The following is a 16,640-nucleotide window of genomic DNA, read 5'->3' as shown; positions in this document are numbered from 1 at the left end:
GCGCCGGGCGGCGGCGAATCCGAGCGTTCGCATGAATGCCTCAGAGCGCCGGGCGCCCCGGCTCTTCGCGCCGGTCGACGTGCGCCGCGAACGCCGGCCGGACGGATCGGAGCGGCTGTGGAACGTCCAGCCGCTCGAACCCTATGCGCCCAACGTCGGGGCGCTGCTTCGCCGCGGGGCGGCGGAGCGCGGCGAGCGCGTCTTCTTGGGCGAGCGCGATGGGGACCAATGGCGCACGATAACCTACGGCGCGATGCTCGACGCGGTGCGGCGCCTCGCGTCGGCGCTGCTGCGGATGGGGTTGGGGCGCGAAACGCCGATCGCGATCCTCTCGGAGAATTCGATCGCGCACGCGATCGTTTCACTCTCCGCGCTCGATGCGGGCATCCCCGTGGCGCCGATTTCGCCGGCGTACTCGACGCAGTTCGGTGATCTGCGGCGATTGCAGTTCATCCTCGGCGTGCTGCAGCCGCGGCTCGTGTTCGCCGCCGACGGCGATGCGTATGCGAATGCGCTCGCGCTCGTGGGGGACGACATCGCGGTGATGATCGACCGCGGATCTTCGCCCCGCGGCGATGCGCTCGTGCTCGGTGAACTGCTGCGCGGCGAGGTCGATCCGGCGCTGGATGCCGCGGAAGCGCGCGTCGGCCCGGACGACGTCGCGAAGATTCTGTTCACGTCGGGATCGACCGGCGAGCCGAAAGGCGTGATCAACACGCACCGGATGCTCTGTTCGAACCAGCAGAGTCTCGCGCAGCTGTGGCCGCTGCTCGGCGATCATGAACTCGTGCTCGTCGATTGGCTGCCGTGGCATCACACCTTCGGCGGCAACCACAACTTCAACATGGCGTTGCAGCACGGCGGCGCGCTCTACATCGATCGCGGGCGGCCGCTGCCGGCGCACTTCGATCGCTCGGTCGAGACGTTGCGCGACGTCCCGCCGACCGTGTACTTCAACGTCCCGCGCGGGCACGCGCTCCTGGTCGCCGCGCTCGAGCGCGACGACGCGTTCGCACGGCGCTTTTTCTCCCGGCTGCGGCTGATCGGAAACGCGGCCGCAGGGCTGCCGCGCACGACCTGGGAGGCGCTGCGTTCGCTGGCGCGCCGGTACGGCGGCGCCGAGGTCGCGGTCACCGGCGCCTGGGGTCTTACGGAGACGTCACCGATGGCGACGGCCGTGCACTACCCGCTACGCGATCCTGCCGACATCGGCTTGCCGGGCCCGGGGACGGAGCTGCTGTTCGTCCCGTTCGAGCACAAGCGCGAAGTGCGCGTGCGCGGCCCGCTGGTCACGCCGGGCTATTGGCGCCGCGACGATCTGACCGCGGCAGCGTTCGACGAAGAAGGCTTCTATCGCACCGGCGACGCGGTGCGCTTCGCGGCCGACGACGATCCTGCGCTGGGCCTGCTCTTCGACGGAAGGCTCGCGGAGAATTTCAAGTTGACGACGGGGACGTGGGTCGACGCGGGCGCGGTGCGCATCGCGCTGCTCGGCGCGCTCGCGGGACTCGTGGACGACGTCGTCGTCGCGGGCGAGAATCGCGACGCGATCGCCGCGCTCCTGTTCGCGCGCGCGCCGCGGCACGACGCGATCGCGCGCGCGCTGGAGGCGTACAACGCGTCGGCCGGCGGATCGTCGTGCTGCGTCGGCCGCGCCGTCACGGTCGCCGAGCCGCTCTCTCCGGCCGACGGCGAACTCACCGACAAAGGCTCGGTGAATCAGCGCCGCGTCCTCGAGCGGCGTGCGGCTACGGTCGAGCACGCGTACGCCGATCCGCCGGCGGACGACGTCTTGGTTTTTGCCTAGGCCGTCTAACGCCCCGGCGCGTCCTCGCGAACGAGTCCGACGATGTCGCCCACTGTGCGATGCTGCTCGAGGGGATGCCGCAACGGCACGTCCATGCTCACCGCGTAGTTGGTGCGGCGCCCCTCGCGCCGGCGCTCGATCACGCCGGCGGTCTCGAGGTCGACCAGGATTTGCAGCACGGCGCGCTCGGTGATGCCGACCGCATCGGCGAGGTCGCGCACCCGCGCGGCCGGGTCCTTGGCGATCGCGACCAGCACGTGACCGTGGTTGCTGAAGAACGTCCACGCGTGGCGGCTGCCGGGCTTGACTGAAGGAGAGTTCACCGTTATATTTTTCACGAATATGATTTCATGTAATGCTGTTCCGTGATAACGGCGGCCTTCGCGCTCGTCCCCGCCGCCCCCGCCTTGGCGGCCCTCGTGCTGCTGGGGCCGATTCGGCGCGACGCCTTGGTCGCGCGCGTGACGCTGCTGGCCCTCGCCGGATCTGCGTCGGCGCTGGCGATCGCGGCAGCGCTCGGCGGCGACCGGATCGCGGTCTTTGCCGGCGGCGCGGCCGTCGTGCTGGCCGCGCTCGTCGCCGCATTCGCGACCCGCGCGATCCACGGCGGAACGACACCGTACCGGCGTTTTTTCGCGACCCTGCTGTTCGCGGCAGCCGGCGCGCTCGGCGTCGCGGTCGCGTCGGATCTGCGTTGGCTGGCCTTCGCCTGGATCGGCACCGGCATCGCGACGAGCGCGCTGCTTGCCGTGGCGCCCGGTGCCGCCGCGCGACAGTGGGCGTTTCGTCACGCGCGCGTCGAAGCGATCGGGGATCTGGCATGGATCGTCCTCCTCGTCGTCGTCGGGCGCACGTACGGGACGTTCGATCTGCACGCGATCGGCACGGCGATCGCGCCGGGCACGCCCGCGGTCGTCATCGCCTGCGCGATCGTCGCTGCGGGCGCGGCTCGCTCGGTGCTTCTGCCGCTGCATGCGTGGCTGCCGAATTCGATGGAAGCGCCGACGCCCGTCTCCGCGTTCATGCACGCGGGACTCGTCAACGGAGCGGGCGTGCTGTTCGCAAAGTGCGCGCCGCTCGTCGCTGCCGCCCCCGGCGTGCTCGTCGCCGTCGGCGTACTCGGCGGCCTGACCGCGCTCTACGGTGCGTGGATGAGCGCGGTGCGGCCGGAAGCGAAGCGCCGCCTCGGCTGGTCGACCGTTGCGCAGATGGGTTGGATGACGCTGCAGTGCGGCTGCGGCGCCTTTGCCGCCGCGCTGGTGCACCTCGCAGCGCACGGCGGATACAAAGCGTCGCGGTTCCTCGGCGTCGCGGGAACGGTCGTCGAATCGCGGCGCGCCCGCGAACGCGGTCTGCGCCGCGCACGTCGCGCTCCCGTCGCGACGGCGTTCTTCGCGCTCGCGGTGCCGTCGGCAGGCGTCGGGTTTGCGTTCGCCGCGGCGCACGAGGAGCTGCTGCGGCTCCCCGCGCACAGCGCCGTCGCGGCGCTCGCATGGATGACCGGCGTCGTCGCGGCGCGTGCGATGGCCGACACCGTGCTCGACCTGCCCGCGCGAATCGCCGGCGCAGCCGCGGTCGCCGGCGGCGTCGGCGCGTATCTGCTCGCCGCAACGGCGCTCGACCGATGGCTCGGCGCGGCCTTGCCGCACGTCGACGTTCCGGTGCTGCCGCCGCTGGTCGCAGCGCTGGCCGTCGCGAGCGGACTGCTGCGTGCGAGCGGCGTACGCACGGCGCTCGCGCGTCCCTTGCGCGACCGGCTCTACGTGTTCGCGCTCACCGAAGGTCGCGCGATCGCGGGCGGCGCGCGATGAACGTGCGTGAAGCCGAGCGGATCGCGGTGCGCGAGGCGGCGGCGGCCGCGGGGCGCACCGTCGCACCGGCATGGCCCTTGTCGTCGTTCGTCGCGGTCAATCCGCTCGCCGGATTCGAAAACCGGCGTTTCGAGGATGCGCTGTCGCATGCCGCGGTGCTCTTTCGGGCGCCGGTGCTCCCTACGGCGGATGATGCGGCGGACGACGAAGCGCTCGATGCGGCGCTCGCGGAGCATGCCCGCGACCACGGCGACGCGCAGATTCGCATCGGCTCGCGGACGATCGACGCGACGGCGATACGGCGCGCGCTGCTCGACGGTCGTCTCGCGACGCCGCCGGCGCTCGCACGCGAACGCGTCGCGGCGTTCACGTGGAGCGAGACGCTGGGCGATTGGGCGCGCACGCTCGGGTGGGGTGACGTTCCGATGTTCGTCGGCGAACGCGTCGCGCGCTGGCTCGCCGCATATTTGGCCGACGGCGCAGCGCCGTGGGGAATGCCGTATCGCGAACGCGGGTTCTATTCCGCATGGCTAGCGCTCTCGCGCTACGAGCGTCGCGGCGCCCACGCGCGCAGGGCGCTCCCCGAACGCGCAGACGATCTGCTCGTCGTCTCTCTGCAAGCGCTGGGTGTGCCCGAGCGGCTGTGGGCGGCATACTTGGCGCGTCATCTGGCGCAGCAGCCCGGATGGGCCGGGATGGTCAAACGCGTCGCGGACGGTCGCGAGCGGAACGTCGATCTTGTCGCATTGCTGGCGATCCGCGTGTGGTATGAACGCTGCGAGATCGAACGCTGCGCCGACCGGCACGGCGTGGTACCGCGCTACAGCGCCGTCCGCGACGCGGTTCTCGTGCGTACCGGCACGGGAGGCGAATGCGCGGACGACGAGCAGCTGCTCTCCGGGCTGGTCGCGGCGCTTGCCGTTGACGCGTCCGAGCTGCACGCGCTGCATCCGGACGATGCGGCGGCCGCGCTGAGGATCGTGCGCGGTTTCGACGCGACGGCGCAAGCGCTCGTGAGGCTGGAAGCGCGCGAGCGCATCTTCGAAAAAACGCTGCTCGCATCGCTGTCCACCGCGCGTCGTGCCGATGCCTCGGTTCCCGACGCGCAGTTTGCGTTCTGCATCGACGCGCGTTCCGAACCGTTCCGGCGCGCGATCGAGCAGACGGGCCGGGGACGCTACACAACCTTCGGTTTCGCCGGATTCTACGGCGTGCCGATTCGCTTTCGTGCGTTCGGAGACGTCTGCGATGCCGTGCAGGCCCCCGTGCTGGTGAAGCCCGTTCGCACGGTGATCGAACGTCCGCAGCCTCCCCAAGCGCGACGTCTGCGACGAACGCGCGCGCTTTCGCGCGCAATGGGAGCGGCGGTCCGCAGCGTCGCGGCGGACGGTTTCGCGGCGTTTGCGGCCGTCGAGATGCTGGGGCCGTTCGCCGCGCTGCGCGCTCTGCTGCGCACGCTCGTTCCCGAGCGATCAGGTGCCGCGGTGACGTCCGCGCCGCTCACCGTCGACCGGGACGGCGAACTCGGTCTGCCCCACGAAGAGCAGGTGCTCTACGCCGAGACGGCGTTGCGTATGATGGGATTGACTCGCAGCTTTGCGCCGTTGGTCTTCCTGTGCGGTCATGGCGGCGGAACGGTGAACAACGCGTTCGCGGCGGCGCTCGATTGCGGTGCATGCGGCGGCAACCGCGGGCTCGTCAACGCGCGCGTCGCCGCAGCGATCCTCAATCGCGAGGCGGTACGACTCGCACTGCAGGCTCGCGGCATCGCGATTCCAGGCGAAACGGTCTTCATCGGCGCCGAGCACGACACGACGCGCGACCGGCTGCACGTCGTCGTCGAGGATGTGCATCCCGCGCTTCACGCGGCGCTCGTGCGGGCGATCGCGGATGTCGAGCGCGCCGGAGCCGCCGCGCGTACGCGTCGCCGGGCGACGCTCCCGCGCTCGCCGTTCGGCGCCGACGATCCGCTCGAGCGCGCCGGCGATTGGGCGCAGGTCAGGCCGGAATGGGGACTCGCCCGCAACGCGGCGTTCGTCTGCGGACCACGCGAACTGACGCGTGACGCCGATCTCGACGGCCGCTGCTTCCTCCACTCGTACGATCCGTTGGCGGATCCCGACGGCGTCGCGCTCGAGCAGATCCTCACCGCGCCGCTCGTCGTCGCGCAGTGGATCAACCTGCAGTACTTCTTCGCAAGCGTCGATCCGGTGCGCTGGGGCAGCGGCGACAAGATGCTGCAGCAGCCCGTCGGCGAACTCGGCGTCGTGCTCGGCAACGGCGGCGATCTGCGTTCCGGCCTGCCGCTGCAAGCAGTCGCCGTCGGCGACCGCCCCTATCACGAACCGCTTCGCCTGCTCGCCGTCGTCGCCGCGCCCGTCGCGCGCATCGACGCGATCGTTGCCCGTCAACGTGTGCTGCAACGGCTCTTCGACAACCGCTGGGTGCGCTTGATCGCCGTCGACCCCGACGACGGCCGCTTCCGCCGATACGCCGGAGCGGGCAGGTGGGAACTCATCCCGGCCAAGGAGGACGCATGCGCGCTGCCGGCCTGACTCCGATGAAAAAAGTCGAGATCGTCGTCCCGTCCGACGTTGTACCGGCGGTTCGCGATCTGCTGGATAGCCGCGCCAGCGGTTACACGCAGATCGCGCCCGTTTCCGGCCGAGGTCACCATGGCTTTCACGAGGGTAAAGTGCTGTTCAACGATCTTGCCGGTCACACGATGATCGTGACGGTGATCGACGCCGAGCGCGTCGAAGCCGTGCTCGCCGGCCTCGTTCCGATGCTCGAACGCGAGAGCGGTGTCGTGTGGGTGAGCGATGTCGCGGTCAGCCGGGCGACCTACTTCGCGCCGGTGCCGGCATGATGAACGTCGACGAGCGGTCTCTTCACGACCTGCACGACGCATGGGCGGACCGCTGGCGCGATCCGCCGCCGGACGTCAGCGTCGAGACGAGCCCGCCCGGCGGACGCGCGCAACGGTCCGGTGAGATCGCGGCCTACATCGCAGCGGAACTCGCGCGCGGCCGTTCGATCTATTCCGTCGTGCGCGATGGATTCGTGCGCGAACGCATCGGCGCCTTCGACGGCCGCGCGCTGCCACCGTAGGGGCTTCACGGTCGGCGCGGTGCGAGCCTAGGGCGCCGGCCTCACGCCCGCTCGTACTCGCCTGCACGAGATGTCGGCGCAGCCGTTCGTAGGAGGGTCCGTTGGCGGGCTCGCGAACGGACGTCGCTCGCGTCCTCCGCGCGAGGATTTGCCGACGTAGCTCAGTTGGTAGAGCAGCTGATTCGTAATCAGCAGGTCGCCGGTTCGAGTCCGGCCGTCGGCTCCAGCAAGTAAGCCCGTAACTACGGGCTTTCTCTTTTTACGCCGTTTGGTACGGGCGCAAAACGCTGATAGTGCACGCTTGAGTTCGGGCGGCTCCGGAGATATTGCGCACCGACGGTTGATCTTCGCGCACGCGATCCAGGTCGCCGCTGGAGTTAAGATTCGCACGCCGCGCCGGTGTACGGCGACTATTCCTGCGCAGCGTGTACGCAGTCGTTGTTGTGCGACAACGTCACGCATGCGTTCGCGGCGTGCGAGATGCGTGACTGTGCGAGAGCGTTCTGAATGCAAAACGTCCACGCGTGCACGGGACCATCGTCCCTTGCTGTCTTTGCTGCGCCGTGCTTTAACAGCCCCGTGAAAAAATCGGCGCGTGGTTCGCGAACTGCCCGTTCAGCACGGTTTTCGGGAGGTCGGCGGACCTCTCGAAGCCCGTTGCCGAGCGGTTCATCTCGAAAACGCCCCTCGGGTCAGCATCACTTCGCATCATGTCGCGGCCCTCAGATTGCGTATCCTGATCAAGTTGTACGCCGCGGCCGTCCAGCGCACAATGTCGCCGACCAGATCAAGCCCGCGGAAATGCACCTTGCGCAATCGGCCGATCGTCTTGCCCCACCCGAAGCTCTCCTCGATCAACTTGCGCCTGCGTTGACTCACCGTGTAGCCCGGATGGCGGACGGTTCGGCGGTCGATCGCGCTGCGGCGACGGGTCGTATTTTGAGCAACGTGCGGCGTCACGTTGAGCGCTCGCAACGCCTCGACAAAGTCTTTGGTATCGTACGCCTTGTCGGCGCCGAGCGTGATTCGGTTGCTTCCGCTGACCCCGCGAATCAATTCCAGCGCTGCTTCGCGTTCGGCGATCCCGGTCGCGCGAGTGGTCTTCACGCCGACGATCAAGCCGTTGCGATTCTCCATCAGAGCATGTCCGAGATAGCCGAGAATCGCCGGCGCGCCGCTGCTCTTGCGGTACAACCGCGCGTCCGGATCGGTACTCGAGACGTGCGTCTCGTTGCTGCGCGGCCGGCCACGAAAGTTCACGCCCTCGTTGCGACCGCCGCTCGAGGTCGGCGGTTCGTCGTCCGACTTGGGCCGAAAGCTCTTGTGGCTGGCCCACGCCTCGATTAGCGTCCCATCGACGGTGAAATGCTCGTTCGAGAGCAGTTCGTCGGCACGCGCCCGCTCGACCACAGCGGCGAAGAACCGCTCGGAGATTTCGCCATTCAAGAACCGATCGCGGTTCTTGCTGCGTCGAGGGGTCCCAGATCTTGTCGTCCATGCTCAAGCCCACGAACCAACGAAAGAGCAAATTGTAACGCAACTGCTCCAGCAGCATCGGCTCGCTGCGGATCGAGTAGAACATTTGCAACAGCAAGGCTCGCAGCAGCTTCTCCGGCGCGATCGATGGCCGGCCCCGTCGGGAGTAGAGCTTGGAAAACTCCGGCGAGAGTTCGCGCAGAATTTCGTTGACCATCACGCGCATCGGGCGCAACGGATGATCGCCGGGCACGGTGTCTTCCGGCTGCAACGTCGTCCAAACGGATGCACGCTGCTCATCATGAGTCCGCATCGGCCGCAACCTCACCAAGGTATGAGGAGACTTGCTCTTATAATACGCGAAAAACGCCGTCACGCCAACATCAACTCGGCCGATTTTTCATCGGCCTGTTAAAGCGCGCACGGGGGCGGGTGCGGTGTACTGACTCCTCGCTCTCTGCGAGTGTATGAGAACGAGGAGACTTTGCTATGCGCATAGCGTACCGCGTGGTTCCGCTTGCCGTTGTTCTTGGGCTGTCGGCGTGCGGCGGAAGAACCGGCGACTCATCGGTGCCGGCGACAAATTCGCCCCCGACGCAGTCGACGAACCGTGCCCCGTCGTCAATCGGAGGACCGAATTGTAACGTTCCTGCCGATTATCCGACCATCCAGGCCGCGGTGAACGTCGCCGCCTGCACGACCGTCAACGTCGCGGCAGGAACGTACGCGGAAAACGTGATCATCGCGCACGCGCTCGTGCTGAAGGGCGCGCAGGCCGGGGTCGATGCGCGCAGCACGCGCGGCGCCGAGTCGACGATCAACGGCGGTGCCGGCGCCGCGATCACGGTGAACGCCGACAACGTCACCGTCGACGGGTTCACGCTCGGCGGTCCGGTCAGTCAGGGATCGGCGGCGATCGTGATGATGGGCGCCAACTCCGGCGAGACGATTCAAAACACGATCGTTAACAACCCCGGCCGGGCCGCGTCATTCAATACGAGCGCGACGATCTTCCGTCAGAATCGCGTCGTCAACGGCACGACGAGCGGCGACGGCTTCCAGGCAAACACAAGTCCCGTTCACGACGTGACCCTTGCGAACAATGCGTTCGGCGGCGCTACGGCGGCCGCCTACAACGCCGACATCACGATCATCGAGGGAAATAAGAACATCGTCGTCACCGGCAACTCGAGCACCCGCGACGGCACGCTGGTCGCACTCTTCAAGACGGACGGAGCGCTTGTTTCGGGCAACACGGTCGTCGGCGATCCGAGTTCATCCGCGATCTATGTCGGCGGAGCCGACACGAACGTCACCGTGAGCGGCAACGTCGTGAGCGGTGCCGGCTCGGCGGTGAACGTGGCCAATGCTTTCGGGGATGGAGCAAACCTGAACGTCCGCATCACCAGGAACACGCTGAAGGGCAACGTGAACGGTGTAAAGGTCGGCCAGACTGCGGTAACCGGGTCGAGCGTGGTCGTGGCGAACCGCAACATCCTCACCGGCAACAGTACCGCCGGCGTGAACAACCTCAGCTCCATTCAAGTTGACGCGACTTGCAATTGGTGGGGAGCGAAGGACGGCCCGGGGCCGATCGGTCCGGGTTCCGGCGACAAGGTGACGGCGAATGTGACCTTCTCTCCGTGGCTGCGCAGCACTGATCTCGACCATCCGTGCAACGCGCAGGACGAGAGCGAGGGCAGCTGAGGGCCAGGGCGACTGCCTTCGACGGCGCACGCGAGACGTCGGGAGTGTCTCGCGGCAATGCGCTGCGACGAGCAGCGCAGCGGCGTGCCGCGCATGCGCTGCGACGGTCGGGTCGTTGCGGGTACGTGCCGAGGTCAGCGCACCGTCGAAGAGCAGCATCAGTTCCTCGCCGAGCGCGTCCGGATCGCGTGCCCCTGCGGCGTGCGCGGCGCGCACGAACCAGTCCCGCAACGCACGCTTGTGCCGTGCGGTGATCGGTCCGGCGAAAACGATCGTCGCACCATTCTCGCCGACGGCATTGGTCAGCGCGCACCCGCGAAAGCGTTTGGTGCGGAACTACGTGCCCAGCGCGTCGAACACCGCCTCGATGCCGGCGGCGTTTTCGACGAGCGCGCGGCCGGAGACGTCGCGCCGGCGAAGGTACTCGGCGACCAGCGCTTCTTTCGTGGCGAAGTGATAGTAGAGCGTTCGGCGCGTGACGTCGGCCGCAGCGGCGACGGCCTGCAGACCCGTCGCCGCGACGCCGTCTTCGTAGAAGAGCGCGTCGGCGGCGCTCAGAATTGCCCGCCGCGCCGCTACGATGTTCCCCTCGCGGCCGCCTCCCGCACGAGACCGCGCAGTTCGGGACCGGTGTAACCGCGTCCGCCGATCCCCCACCCGCCTTCGGCGGCTTCGGAGACGAGGACGGTGACGTACGGACGCAGTGCCGGCGGCGCTTCTTCGGCGGCGACGATCGCGTCGGTCACGAGCTCGACGATCTTCTGTTTCTTCTCGACGCTCAAGGCGCCGGCGGGGACTACCACATGTGCGAACGGCATGTACGAGATATACAGCACTGTATAATTTCGCTGCAAGCTGTCACAAATCCGTAGCGAGCCGTGCCGGCGTTACCGGCGCAGCGTCAGTTCGACGATCGCGGCCGCGGCCTCGACGATGCTCAGTTCGAAGGGTTCGGGCGGGCGCGGTTCGCGCATCGCGACCCCGAGCATGACGTCGAGGCCGTTGCGGCCCATGATCGGCTGCGTGTGGTAGGCGTAGACCCCGACGCGCTCGATGCGTGTTCGCAGGTCGGGACACGGCGACGTGCGCAGGTCCGGTTCACCGTACCCGCGGCCGTCGTGAACGTGCTGCATCGCGTACGAGACGCTCGCGCAGGGCTGCTGATGGCCCATGAGCGCGTCCGCTCCGGCGCCGGTCGCGCCGACGAGCTCGAGCTGCTGGCGGTCCTTGTCGTACGCGCGCATGTAGCCCAGGCCTACGTCCGGGCACAGCGCCGCAACCGCCCGCGTCGACGCGGCGGCGAGCTCCGCGATCGACGATGCGGACGCGCAGGATCGCGCGAGTTCGCGCAGGCCGTCGACGGTTGTGCCGAGCCCGATGTACGCGCGGGCGACACCGCCCGCCGTCGCGGCGGCGATGTCGGGGCGCGCCAGATCGAGCAGTTCCAGCCGCTCGGAACGCGTCATTCGGAGGACGTCGGCGACGCGATGGAGCGCCGAGACCGAGAGGATCGCGTGGCCGGTTTCGAAGCGCGTGTACCAGGCTTCGCTGATCCCGGCGAGTTCGGCGACTTCCCCGCGACGCAGCCCTTTGACGCGGCGCCTGCCGCCGCCGTGGAGCCCCACGTCCGCGGGGGTGAGCCGCGCCCGCGCATCGCGGATGAACGCGCGCAGCGCGTGGTCCTTGCGTTCAGCCACGAGATCGTTCCCTTCGGTCCGGCCGCCAAGCGCCGGAGCGCGCCTGTTCGCCCGCTCCGGCCGCTTTGCCTCGTGCCGTCACGGCGAGGGAGGGAGCCGTTTCCAGTAGATGCGCGTCCCGGAGAGCGCGCCGTACGGCGTGAGCGCGTAGCCGGGGATCTCGCCGGCGAACGTGTAGCCGAGCTGCTCGTACAGCCCGGCCGCCCGGCCGTCGCTCGCGGTGTCGAGCACGAGCAGCGTGCGGCCGCGCTCGGCGGCCTGCGCCTCGGCGGCTCGCACGAGCGCCGCACCGATGCCGCGGCCGCGATGGCTCGGACGCGTCATGAGCTTCGCGATCTCCGCGCGGTGCGGCTGATTCGGGGGAGCGTCAACTGCAGCGTGACCGTCCCGACCAGTGCGTCGCCGTCCCGGGCGCCGAAGACGATCCGCTCGTCGCGTTCGGCGGCGGCGAGCGACGCGGACCAGAACGCGCGCGCCGCCTGCGCGTCGAGCGGGTGCATGAAGCCGACCGATCCGTCGTTCGCCACCGTCTCGATCAGGAGCGCACTCAGCGCTTCGCACGTTTCGGGCGAGCCGCGCAGCGCGGCGACCGGATAGGCGTTGAAGCTGTCGCCCATCTGCGTAGTCTCGACAGCTAGCGCAGCAGCGTCGCCACGGCCGGCGAGTGCGCGATCTTGCCGCTGGTCGTGTACGCTTCGTGATTGTCGTCGATCTGCTCGGGACGGTAGAGGTAATTGACCATCATCCCGGCCGAGTCGCGCAAACCCTTGGCGGAGCAGTCGCCGAGCCAGTTGATGCGCTCGATCCGCGCGCCGTTGCTCAGATGGAAGTGCGCGACGGGATCGCGCACCGTCCCGTCCTGCCGCCGTTCCTCGACGAGGTAGTGCGCGCACAAGCGCAGCAGCGGTTCGCGCACCGCCGCAACGATGCTCGCGTCACGGTACCAGCCGCGCCGCGCGAGCGCAACGGCGAGCGGCGCATCGGGTCGTTCGCGCGCGGAGAGCCACGGCAGAAAGCCCGGGATCGGCGAGAGCGTCGAAAACGTGCGCAGCTGCGGAAACTCGCGCGCGAGATCGCGCACGACGCGCTTGATCAGCGCGTTGCCGAAGCTGATCCCGGCAAGACCGCGCTGACAGTTCGAGATCGAGTAGAAGATCGCGGTCGTCGCTTCGCGCGGATTCTCCAGCGGCGCCGCCGTGTCGAGCAGCGGCGCGATCGATTCGGAGACGTTCGAAACGAGCGCGATCTCGATGAAGATCAGCGGTTCGTCGGGCATCAGCGGGTGGAAGAACGCATAGCAGCGGCGATCGGTGTCGAGCCGATTCTTCAAATCGCGCCAGTTGCGGACTTCGTGCACCGCTTCGTATCCCGCCAGCCGCTCCAGCAGCGACGCGGGCGCATCCCACGTGATCCGCTGCAGCGTCAAAAACCCGATGTCGAACCACGATGCCAGCAGTTCGTGCAGATCGCGTTCGAGCCGCGCGAGCGCGTGGTCGGTTTCGCGGAAGCGCAGCAGATCGGCGCGCAGGTCGACGAGGAACTTGATCCCGGCCGGCAGGCTGTTGAACTGGCGGAAGACGCGCTGCGCGGGAGGTTCGAGCGCCGCCCGAAGGTCGCGCAGGCGGTGCTCGCGCGCGCCGGCCCGTTCCTCGGACGGCATCTTCGCCAGCTCGGCGACGGCGCGGCCGTCGGGCTGATACTCGGCGAGGATGCGCAGGAACGCCGTGCGGCCCGGATCGCCGAGCCCGAGGTAGAGTTGGCCCAAGGCCGCCGCGCGCCCGCGCGAGGAGACGTCGCCGCCGCGGCCGGCGATGCAGGCCGCGAACTCGTCACGCACCCGGTCGGCCTCGCGGCGGGAGAGTTCGGTGCTCTGGCCGCGCACGAACGCGCCGTGCGCGGATTCGGCGATCGCCCGCCAACGCTCGCGGATCGACGCGATCGTGCGGACCAGCGCCGTCGACTCCACCGCATCCGCGACGGCGGCGCTCTCGTCGGTCATCACGGCCTCTACAAGGTCGGGACGAGCGATTCCCCGCATTTCTCCTGCATGTGCGAATCTCGTCGCGCCTTTCTCGCTTCGGCGTCGGCGGCGGTGCTGAGCGCGTTCGCCGCGCCGGCATCGGCGCAGACGGTCGTTCCGGGCGTGTTCGCCAACGGCGACCGGCCGCTAGTCGCGTTTCCGCAGAAGCGGCCGCTGATGGTGCTGACGCCGCGGCCGCCGCAGTTGGAGACGCCGTTCGCGGTGTTCGACGACGGCGTCTTCACGCCCAACGACGCGTTCTTCGTACGCTGGCATCTCGCGAACATCCCCACGTCGATCGACGGCGCCGCGCACCGCATCGCGGTCGGCGGCGCGGTCGCCAAGACGCTCTCGCTCTCGGTCGCCGACCTGCGGCGCATGCCGGCCGTGCAGATCGCGGCAGTGAACCAGTGCTCCGGGAACAGCCGCGGGTTCTTCGATCCGCGTCCGGCCGGCGGTCAGTGGCAGAACGGCGCGATGGGCAACGCGCTGTGGACCGGCGTGCGGCTGCGCGAGATCCTCGACCGCGCCGGGCTGAAGCCCGGCGCAAAGCAAGTCCAATTCAACGGGCTCGACGAACCCACGATCGCCGCGACGCGCGACTTCAAGAAATCGCTCGATGTCGACGTCGCGCGCGGCGACGACGTCATCGTCGCCTACGAGATGAACGGCGCGCCGCTGCCGGTGCTCAACGGCTTCCCGGTCCGTCTGGTCGTGCCCGGCTGGTACTCGACGTATTGGGTGAAGATGCTCAGCGAGATCACGGCGATCGACCACGTCGACGATCAGTTTTGGATGAAGACCGCGTATCGAATCCCCGATACGCCGCGGCACAGCGTCGCGCCGTCCGACAAAGACTATCCGACGATCCCGATCAATCGGATGGCCGTGCGTTCGTTCGTCACCAACATCGCGAGCGGACAAACGATCAAAGCGGGAAGCGTCACGGTCCGCGGGATCGCGTTCGACGGCGGCAGCGGGATCAAGTCGGTGGAGTTCTCGCCGGACGGCGGCACGACGTGGACGCCGGCGAGGCTCGAGCGCGACTACGGAAGGTACTCGTTCCGCCGCTGGACGGCCGATGCGACGCTGCGCCCGGGCGCCGCGACGCTCGCATGCCGCGCGGTCGCCAACGACGGCGCAACGCAGACGACGGCGCCGATCTGGAATCCCGGAGGCTACATGCGCAACGTCATCGAGCAGTACAAGGTCACCGTCGCATGAGGCCGCTCTCGTTTGCTGCCGCTGCCGGAGCGTGCGCGATCGTCGCGCTCGCCGCCGTGACGGTGTCGCGCGCGGCCGTCGCACCTGCCGCCGCCGGCGTCTCCACCGCGAGCATCACCCTGCCGGGCGATCTGTCGTTTCAATACAAGCCGGGTCCGGGTTCCGTCGCCGCGTCGACGTACTGCCTGACCTGTCATTCGTCGGCGTACGTCTCGACCCAGCCGCCGCTCGACCGCGCGCATTGGGACGCGGAAGTCACGAAGATGCGCAAGGCGTACGGAGCGGCGATCCCCGACGTGGCGGCGGCGCAGATCGTCGACTATCTCACCGCGTCGTACGGGCCCTCGCCTTAACCCGGCGCGATCGTGAGATTGAGCGGCGAATGATGCCGCAGACCGGTGCGGTCGCCGCTCCGCCGGGAGTCACCGCCGCGCTCGCAGTGCGCGCCCTGGCGTGCCGCGATGAGCCCTTCGATGCGGCGATCGTCGAGCACGCGAAACAGGCGCTGCTCGACCTGATCGGGTGCGCCGTGCGCGCGCGGTTCGAAAGCGCGACCAGCGCGGCCGTCGAGCGCGCGCTCGGCGCGCTCGGTGCCGGCGGGATCTGCACCGGGATCGGGTACGGGCCGATGTTCGCGCCGCAGTATGCGGCGCTCGTCAACGGGTGCAACTTCCACGTGCTGGATTTCGACGATACGCACGAGCGTGCGTCGCTGCATCCGGGCGCGCCGGTCGCGGCCGCTGCCCTGGCCGAAGCGGAACGCCTGCATTCGGGCGGCATGCCGCTGATCGCCGCGATTGTCGCCGGTTACGACGTCGCGGTGCGCATCGGCCTCGCGCTGAACCCGATGGCGCACTACGCGCGCGGCTTTCATCCCACGGCGACGGCGGGCGTGTTCGGCGCGACCGCGGCGGCGGCGCTCCTGCACGGAGATGACGCCGAGACGCTCGCGAGCGCGTTCGGCATCAACCTGAGTCAGGCGGCGGGGTCGCTGCAGTTCGCCGTGGACGGCGCGGCGACGAAGCCGGTGCAGGTCGGTTTCGCGGCCCACGACGCGGTGCTCGCACGCGAATTCGCCGCGAGCGGGATTCGCGGTCCGGCGGCCGCGCTCGAAGGCCGCAGCGGCCTGCTGCACGCGTACACCGACGACGCGGATGCAGCCGAGCTGCTCGATCGTTGGGACGGCGTCCACGAGATCGGGCGCACGGCGTTCAAGCCCTATCCGTGCTGCCGCTACATGCACGCGGCGATCGACGCGCTGGCCGCGATCGTGCGCGAACATCGACTCGATCCGGCGCGCGTCGAGCGCATTCGCGTCGCGCTGCCGGCCGCCGGATTGCGGCTGTGCGCGTATCCGGAAGAGCAAAAACGCGCGCCGCGGTCGATCGTCGACGCGCAGTTCAGCATGTACTACACGGCGGCGGCGGCGCTCGCGTGGGGGAGCGTGCGCTGGGATGATTTCGCTCGCCGCGCCGATCCGCGGCTCGCGGTGCTGATCGAGCGCGTGACCGTCGAGGAAGATCCGGCCGTCGAAGCGCTGGTGCCCGCGATGGCCGCGCTGGTCGAGGTCGATGCCGGCGGCGTCCACGAACGGCGCCTGGCGCGTGCGCCGCGCGGCGAACCCGACACCCCGCTGGAATGGCCGGAACTGATCGAGAAGTTCGACGCGCTCTCGGCGATCGCGTACGAACCGTCGCGCCGCCGCCGCATCGTCGAGTTCGTCCGGCGTCTCGACGCACTCGACGACATCCGCATCCTCACCGCTGAACTCGGCCCGTAGAGCCCTG

At 69.0% G+C, this 16,640-nt stretch carries 15 protein-coding genes, 1 tRNA gene and 2 pseudogenes; 10 read left to right on the top strand and 8 right to left on the bottom strand.

Annotation, left to right across the window (positions count from 1 at the left end):
• The first annotated feature begins 31 nt into the window (after window positions 1–31).
• A complete protein-coding gene (locus WPS_RS13720; RefSeq protein ID WP_317995040.1) occupies window positions 32–1,807 on the top strand; it encodes a feruloyl-CoA synthase in 1,776 nt (591 codons plus the stop codon).
• A 5-nt stretch (window positions 1,808–1,812) separates the two neighbouring features.
• Here the strand turns inward: WPS_RS13720 and WPS_RS13715 are convergent, their stop codons facing one another.
• Window positions 1,813–2,130 (bottom strand): winged helix-turn-helix domain-containing protein, encoded by a 318-nt coding sequence (locus WPS_RS13715; protein WP_317995039.1) that lies wholly within the window; start codon window positions 2,128–2,130, stop codon window positions 1,813–1,815.
• A 42-nt stretch (window positions 2,131–2,172) separates the two neighbouring features.
• Between WPS_RS13715 and WPS_RS13710 the strand changes: the two genes are divergently transcribed.
• From WPS_RS13710 to WPS_RS13690, 5 genes are all read left to right on the top strand, one after another.
• On the top strand, window positions 2,173–3,618 hold the full coding sequence (locus WPS_RS13710) for a proton-conducting transporter transmembrane domain-containing protein (protein WP_317995038.1): 1,446 nt from the start codon (window positions 2,173–2,175) through the stop codon (window positions 3,616–3,618).
• The gene (locus tag WPS_RS13705; protein ID WP_317995037.1) at window positions 3,615–6,173 is read left to right on the top strand and encodes a DUF2309 domain-containing protein; all 2,559 of its coding nucleotides are present in this window, start codon (window positions 3,615–3,617) and stop codon (window positions 6,171–6,173) included. The genes WPS_RS13710 and WPS_RS13705 overlap by 4 nt, the downstream gene beginning before the upstream one ends.
• On the top strand, window positions 6,155–6,487 hold the full coding sequence (locus WPS_RS13700; protein ID WP_317995036.1) for a P-II family nitrogen regulator: 333 nt from the start codon (window positions 6,155–6,157) through the stop codon (window positions 6,485–6,487). Before WPS_RS13705 ends, WPS_RS13700 begins: the two co-directional genes overlap by 19 nt.
• Window positions 6,484–6,729: a hypothetical protein gene (locus WPS_RS13695; RefSeq protein WP_317995035.1), complete on the top strand. Its 246-nt coding sequence runs from the start codon at window positions 6,484–6,486 to the stop codon at window positions 6,727–6,729. Before WPS_RS13700 ends, WPS_RS13695 begins: the two co-directional genes overlap by 4 nt.
• Window positions 6,730–6,879: 150 nt before the next feature.
• Window positions 6,880–6,955 (top strand) — tRNA-Thr (locus WPS_RS13690).
• 482 nt (window positions 6,956–7,437) lie between these two features.
• Here the strand turns inward: WPS_RS13690 and WPS_RS13685 are convergent.
• Window positions 7,438–8,518: pseudogene (locus WPS_RS13685) on the bottom strand (IS5 family transposase).
• A 343-nt stretch (window positions 8,519–8,861) separates the two neighbouring features.
• Window positions 8,862–9,071, bottom strand: coding sequence for a hypothetical protein (locus tag WPS_RS13680; protein ID WP_317995034.1), 210 nt, complete (start codon window positions 9,069–9,071; stop codon window positions 8,862–8,864).
• Here WPS_RS13680 and WPS_RS13675 point away from each other — a divergent pair.
• Window positions 9,052–9,912, top strand: coding sequence for a right-handed parallel beta-helix repeat-containing protein (locus tag WPS_RS13675; protein ID WP_317995033.1), 861 nt, complete (start codon window positions 9,052–9,054; stop codon window positions 9,910–9,912). The genes WPS_RS13680 and WPS_RS13675 overlap by 20 nt on opposite strands.
• A gap of 336 nt (window positions 9,913–10,248) precedes the next feature.
• Here WPS_RS13675 and WPS_RS13670 read toward each other — a convergent pair whose 3' ends face one another.
• From WPS_RS13670 to WPS_RS13645, 5 genes and pseudogenes are all read right to left on the bottom strand, one after another.
• Window positions 10,249–10,569, bottom strand: a complete 321-nt coding sequence (locus tag WPS_RS13670; protein WP_317995032.1) for a helix-turn-helix domain-containing protein — start codon at window positions 10,567–10,569, stop codon at window positions 10,249–10,251.
• A complete protein-coding gene (locus WPS_RS13665; RefSeq protein ID WP_317995031.1) occupies window positions 10,488–10,748 on the bottom strand; it encodes a tautomerase family protein in 261 nt (86 codons plus the stop codon). The genes WPS_RS13670 and WPS_RS13665 overlap by 82 nt, the downstream gene beginning before the upstream one ends.
• Before the next feature lie 51 nt (window positions 10,749–10,799).
• The gene (locus tag WPS_RS13660; protein WP_317995030.1) at window positions 10,800–11,609 is read right to left on the bottom strand and encodes a helix-turn-helix domain-containing protein; all 810 of its coding nucleotides are present in this window, start codon (window positions 11,607–11,609) and stop codon (window positions 10,800–10,802) included.
• 78 nt (window positions 11,610–11,687) lie between these two features.
• Window positions 11,688–12,226, bottom strand: a pseudogene (locus WPS_RS18255) (GNAT family N-acetyltransferase).
• 17 nt (window positions 12,227–12,243) lie between these two features.
• Window positions 12,244–13,647 (bottom strand): malonyl-CoA decarboxylase, encoded by a 1,404-nt coding sequence (locus WPS_RS13645; RefSeq protein WP_317995027.1) that lies wholly within the window; start codon window positions 13,645–13,647, stop codon window positions 12,244–12,246.
• Window positions 13,648–13,656: 9 nt separating this feature from the next.
• Here WPS_RS13645 and WPS_RS13640 point away from each other — a divergent pair, with 9 nt between their 5' ends.
• From WPS_RS13640 to WPS_RS13630, 3 genes are read left to right on the top strand one after another with little or no spacing between them, the layout of a single operon-like run.
• Complete coding sequence (locus WPS_RS13640; protein ID WP_317995026.1) at window positions 13,657–14,853, top strand: molybdopterin-dependent oxidoreductase; 1,197 nt, start codon at window positions 13,657–13,659, stop codon at window positions 14,851–14,853.
• Window positions 14,850–15,206, top strand: a complete 357-nt coding sequence (locus WPS_RS13635; RefSeq protein WP_317995025.1) for a hypothetical protein — start codon at window positions 14,850–14,852, stop codon at window positions 15,204–15,206. The genes WPS_RS13640 and WPS_RS13635 overlap by 4 nt, the downstream gene beginning before the upstream one ends.
• A complete protein-coding gene (locus WPS_RS13630) occupies window positions 15,095–16,633 on the top strand; it encodes an MmgE/PrpD family protein (RefSeq protein WP_317995024.1) in 1,539 nt (512 codons plus the stop codon). Before WPS_RS13635 ends, WPS_RS13630 begins: the two co-directional genes overlap by 112 nt.
• Window positions 16,634–16,640: the final 7 nt, after the last annotated feature.

The organism is Vulcanimicrobium alpinum (assembly GCF_027923555.1).
GTDB lineage: Bacteria > Vulcanimicrobiota > Vulcanimicrobiia > Vulcanimicrobiales > Vulcanimicrobiaceae > Vulcanimicrobium > Vulcanimicrobium alpinum.
This window is presented reverse-complemented; position numbering and strand designations above follow the sequence as displayed.